The following is a 4,173-nucleotide window of genomic DNA, read 5'->3' on the forward strand; positions in this document are numbered from 1 at the left end:
CGCTGCCAGGGGTTGCGCCACAGGCCGGTGCGGCCGAGGCAGGAGGCGCTGACGCCGCCGAGCTCGGGGTCGGAGGAGATGACGTTGCGGGCCCGTTCGACGAACCGGTGGTGCAGTTCGGTGTCGGCGTCCATCACCAGGACGTGGCGCACCGCGCCGGTGAGGCGTCCGCCGACCGCCTCCCGCAGCCACTCCAGTCCGTGGTTGAGGGCGCCGGCCTTCTTGTGGGGGTTGTTGTCCAGGTTGAGCACGACGGTCGGCGGGGTGCGCTCGTCGTCCGCGAACCTCTGGGCGAACTCCCGTGTGCGGTCGGTGGAGTTGTTGACGACCACGATGATGAGGTCGGGGCGCCGGCTCTGCTTCGCCAGGGAGTCCAGCGAGGTGAGGACGCCGACCTCCTCGTTCCGGGCGGGGACGAGGACCACGGTGTCGTAGAGGGCGGTGCCGGCCGCGGGGGCCACCCGGCCCCGACGGTGCCGGCTGCGCGAGGACCGCGCCTCCTCGATGGGCGCGCTGGGCGCGGCGGTACCTGACACGGTACGAACTCCCCCGTTTTGACGGCGTGATCGTCAACGCCGTTCACTCTGTGTGCATCCTGTGATGGTCCGGGAGAGGATATCGCCCAAAAATGTAGACGGTTCAACGGCCCGGTGCGGCACGCCACCGACGGGAGAAACGCAGCACGATCACACACTCCCCCACCGTGATAACGGCTGTTCAGGCGCCCATCCAAAGGACACCAAATCGGGCAGATCACCCCTGGGTTAACGTCCACAAACGTGGCCGACAACACAGGTGAATTCCTCCCCCCACCCGTCCTGGAGAGGCGTCAATCCCGATCCAGCCTCATTCAAGCACCTCAAAAAAGGAGTCAAAGGCATGGATAAGATAAGCCCGAATCGATAGATCCGATGCGAAGTGTCAGCTCACTGACGCGGCCCGCATCCCCCTGTGCATCCCCCTCGGAGGAGCAGTCGTGACCCGTCCCACCCCGCACACCCGCACGCGGGCCGCAATCGGGACCGCCCTCCCCCTGGTCATGCTCGCCGTCGGCGCGGGCGCCTGCTCCTCCGACAGCAAGCCGTCGGGACTGGCGGCCGCCCGCGGGGAGGAGAAGCAGCAGGCCCCCGCCGCGGCTCCCACCCCCACGCCGACCTCCCCGCCCGGCCCGCCCGGCGTCCTGTTCGACGCCTTCCACTACACCGGGGCCGAGGACCCGGCCCTGGCCTCGCACGGCTGGACCGTCCGCACCGACGGCGGCGGCCCCGGCATCCGCGACACCTGGTCCAAGGAGGGCCTCTCCTTCCCCACCGTCGCCGACGCCCAGAGCGGCCAGGCCATGCGGCTGCGCGTCACCACCGACGGCACCCCCAAGGGAACCAAGCAGGTCGAGGTCGGACGCACGGCGGGCGAATCCCTCAACGGCACCATCGCCGCCCGGGTCTTCTTCAGCGACAAGCCGGCCGACGGCCGCGACGGCGACCACATCATCCAGACCGTCTACGCGATCTCGTCCGACCACAACTCGAAGAAGTACAGCGAGTTGGACTTCGAGTACATGCCCAACGGCGGCTGGGGCGCACCCGGCCCCCGGCTCGACACCACGAGCTGGCGCAGCGCCGCCCAGAACGACCGGGACACCCTCGCCACGAACAAGAGCATCGCGGGCTGGCACACCCTGATGCTCACCGCCGACGCCGGGAAGGTCACCTACTCCGTCGACGGAAGGACCGTCTACAGCAGCGGCACCAAGTCCTACCCGCGCGAGCCCCTGAGCATCCGGTTCAGCTCCTGGCTCATCGACCTCCCCACGGCGGTGACCGGCACCCGGACCTGGGACATGAACGTCAACTGGCTCTACTACCAGGCCGACAAGAAAGTCCCCCTCCCCGAGGTCGAGAAGGCCGTCAGCGGCTTCTACGCCGCCGACACCACCTTCGTGAACACCCTCCCCAAGAAGTGATCCCCGGTCGCAGCGGAAGGTGCCGGCCCGCACCCGGTGGCACGCCGGCTGACCGTGCAGGACCACGGAGCAGGTAGTGGCGCCGGCCGGTTCGCCCCGGGACGGTTACCTCGGGTAGGTCCCGGCCGCGACGGGCCAGGTCGGTGACGGCGGACATCGGCGGCCGGTCGCCGACGTGGCGTCCGAACACCCTCAGGCCTTGCCGGGCGTTTCTCACCGGCTTCGGAGGCCGAGGCGCAGCGAGGACGCCGGACGGCTCCGACGGCCCGCGGCGGCCGGGTCCCGGTACGGGCCGGTCAGGACGCCGGGACGCCGAGCCTCGCGGGTGCTTAGTCGGCGCCGCCGAGTTCGCGGTCGGCAACGGCCCGGTCGACGCCACCCCCGTCGATGACCTGGCCCGGCGCGGCACCGTCGCCCGCGGCCGGCCCGTCCGTCCCGAGGTCACGGCCGACGGGGGTCCACCACTACAGACTCTGGCCGGGCCGAATCCAGGTCAGGTCCAGGGCAACACTCCTGAGTTCTTCGGGTGCCGCGACAACGACGGTCTGGTCGCCGATCTCGACCAGCGCCGCGAAGAAGCCGCCGCACGTCGCCGTGCGGGCGGTGTACTCCTGCCCGTCGAGGCGCAGCAGCGCCTGTCCGGGTGTGGCGGGGGCGGGGTTCAGGAGGGCTTCGGCCGATGCGCGGGGGTCGAGTTCGCCTTCATCTTTGAAGTTGGAGATCGTATTGTTGAGGACGTCCTCTAGGCGGGTGCGCGGCTTGACCCGGAAGTGCTCTGGTGCCGGCCGGGTGGTGCGCACGCGGACGCGGTAGGAGCGCTGGTGGGCGTAGTCCAGATCGACGTCGGTCAGGTAGCCGTCGATTCCTTCGCGGCCGAGCAGGATCGTCCACCCGGGCTCCGGGTGGGCCAGGGCCGCGATGGGCCGGCCGAACTCGCGCGACGTCTCGTCGTGGGTGGGAACGGCGGGCCTGGGCTGGTCGGCTCCAGGCGGGATGCGGAACACGGTGCTGTCCTTCCTGACGGGTGTGGCTTGTCCTGGCACCAGGACAAGGCCCCGGGCGGCGGCACACGGCGAGGCCCCGCGGGGGCCGAGACGCGGCGGCCACATGCGGCCCAGGACCCGAGCCGAGCCCTACGGGGGCTTGAGGGCCCGTCACCGCCCGGTCCGGGGCCCCTGGGGTCCGGTGGAACGGCGACAGCCCGCCAGAGGGGCGGCGGGACGGCTTCCCGGCCTGGCCGGGGATAGCGGTGTCCCCGCACACCGGTGGGCGGGGCGGGCCGGGACCGGAGCCGCTGTTCAGGAGTCGATGGCGAGCCGGATCGGGACGGTGAGGAGGGAGAGCCGGCCGGTCGCGGCGACGTGCCGGAAGTCGAAGACGCTGGTGAACGGCCCGGTGATCAGTAGCAGGGCGCCTTGGGCGCGGGCCGCTCCCCACCATTCGCGGGTGGCGCTGATCTCGCCGTCGAACCAGGCCGCGTCGCCGGGCCGGTGGATGGTCAGCTGGTAACCGGTCAGGACGGCCGACCAGCCCCGATGCGCTCCGGTACCCAGGGCCGGGGCGGTGTCGCGGGAGGCCCAGCCGTCTTCGGGGACCAGTGGTCGGCCGGGGTCGGCGGGCAGGACCAGGGCCGGGCGGTGGCCGGGCATGAACTCGGGCCAGGGTCGGCCGTGCGGGCCGAGGCCGCTGATGATCGCCATGGACGTTCCCTACCCGTGGTCCGGGCCCGGCCATTCCGCCGCCGGACGGATCACATGCCTGGTGGGGTCCGGCGGACAAGGGGCGGTACCCGCTCCACCGCGCCGCAAGGACCCCACTGATGCGGCAGCGCCCGGCCAGCCGGTCCCAGGGGCCCGAGCGGAGCGGTGATCGTCCCGTGACGATGCCGGACGCGGCGTGGACTTTCGCGGGGTGGCGGAAGTCGGAGACGTCCCACAGATCGATGGTGGCCCGAGGGCACGGCCTGGCCCGACAGCGGCTGGACGCCCCTCCTCCGCCTCCCGGTCGTCGGCGCACTGCGGGCACACCAGCCGGTCCGGTTCCGCGGATTCGGTGCCGCCGGGGTGGGGGGCGGCCGATGATGGACACCGGCGGCGACACAACCGGAGAACGGATGATGATGAGGATCTTCGAAATTCCCCAGCCCCGATCGGGTTCCCCACTTGCTTGACCAGGTCAAAGGAGTGGGGAGGGTGGGGATCGGGGAGCGC

General features: G+C 71.4%; 4 protein-coding genes. 1 reads left to right on the forward strand and 3 read right to left on the reverse strand.

Annotation, left to right across the window (positions count from 1 at the left end; genetic code table 11):
• Window positions 1-536 (reverse strand): glycosyltransferase family 2 protein (locus ACWDCZ_RS39040; RefSeq protein ID WP_449818439.1); only part of this gene is annotated, 536 nt, incomplete at its 3' end.
• 440 nt (window positions 537-976) lie between these two features.
• Between ACWDCZ_RS39040 and ACWDCZ_RS39045 the strand changes: the two genes are divergently transcribed.
• Window positions 977-1,963: a glycoside hydrolase family 16 protein gene (locus ACWDCZ_RS39045; RefSeq protein ID WP_449818440.1), complete on the forward strand. Its 987-nt coding sequence runs from the start codon at window positions 977-979 to the stop codon at window positions 1,961-1,963.
• Window positions 1,964-2,427: 464 nt separating this feature from the next.
• Here the strand turns inward: ACWDCZ_RS39045 and ACWDCZ_RS39050 are convergent, their stop codons facing one another.
• Entirely contained in the window at window positions 2,428-2,967 is a 540-nt protein-coding gene (locus tag ACWDCZ_RS39050) for a hypothetical protein (protein ID WP_449818441.1), read from the reverse strand.
• Between the two features lie 294 nt (window positions 2,968-3,261).
• Window positions 3,262-3,663, reverse strand: coding sequence for a hypothetical protein (locus ACWDCZ_RS39055; protein WP_449818442.1), 402 nt, complete (start codon window positions 3,661-3,663; stop codon window positions 3,262-3,264).
• Between the last annotated feature and the right edge of the window lie 510 nt (window positions 3,664-4,173).

The organism is Kitasatospora sp. NPDC001225 (assembly GCF_053597855.1).